Annotated in this window: 1 protein-coding gene; it reads left to right on the top strand. The window is 76.4% G+C overall.

Annotated elements, in window-relative coordinates; genetic code table 11:
• Nucleotides 1–933: condensation domain-containing protein (locus tag LE181_RS31895; protein ID WP_225665101.1), on the top strand; the 933-nt coding region annotated here is incomplete at its 5' end.
• Between the last annotated feature and the right edge of the window lie 11 nt (nt 934–944).

A 944-nucleotide genomic window follows, 5' to 3' on the forward strand; every position in this document is an offset into this window, starting at 1 on the left:
CGCTGCGGCGCGTACCTCCTGGACGACGGGGAGTTCCTCTTCTCCGTCTGCTTCCACGAGGCCCTGCTCGACGCGTGGAGCGAGCAAGTGCTGATCACCGAGATGCTGGCGGACTTCTGGGCCCTGCGGGGCGGCCGCGGCAAACCGGCCGCCGAGCCCCCCGCCCACCGGCCGGCCGACGGTGTCGCCCGGGAGCGGCGCGCCCGGAACGACCCCCGGGCCGCCGCGTTCTGGTCCCGCGAGCTGGCCGGGCTGCGGCCCACGCTCCTGCCCTGGCCGGCCGCCGGGCCCGCCGGCACCGGCGAGGAACCGGCGGGACTGTGCATCGTCGACCTCCCGCCCGAGGAGTCGGAGGCACTGGAGGAGGTCGCACGCGGCCACGGCGCCACCCTCGACCAGGCGCTGCTCGCCGTGCACGCCCGGGTGCTGACCGCCCTGACGGGCCGTGACGAGGTCGTGCTGGGCGTCGAGACCGACGGACGCGACGCGGACGGCGGTGCCGGCCGGCCCGTGGGCGTCCAGCTGAACGTGGTGCCCTACCGGCTGCGCACCCGCGGCCTCGGCTGGGGCGGGCTGATCCGCGCCGTCCAGGACAAGGAGCGCGCCCTGGAGGGCGTCCGCTGCTTCCCGTACGCGGCGCTCGGACGCCTCCCCGGCGTCCGCGAACCGACCGACATCACCGTCGCCTGCACCCGTTCCCACGGCTTCGAGGAGCTGGTGGCGGCCACCGAGCTCCACCTGCTGGACGCCAAGACCCGCGTCCGCACCGGCGCCGCCCTGCGCGTGGAGTTCGTCCAGGACCCCTTCACCCGGCTGCTGACCCTGGAACTGGAGGCGGACGAACGGCGGGCCGACGACGAGCGGCTGGAGGCCGTCGCGGAGCTCTACATCGAGGCGGTCGCCGCCCTGGCGGCGGACGGGACCGGCGCCTAGGCCGGTCCCGG

The organism is Streptomyces sichuanensis (assembly GCF_020328095.1).
GTDB classification, from domain to species: Bacteria; Actinomycetota; Actinomycetes; order Streptomycetales; family Streptomycetaceae; genus Streptomyces; species Streptomyces cinnamoneus.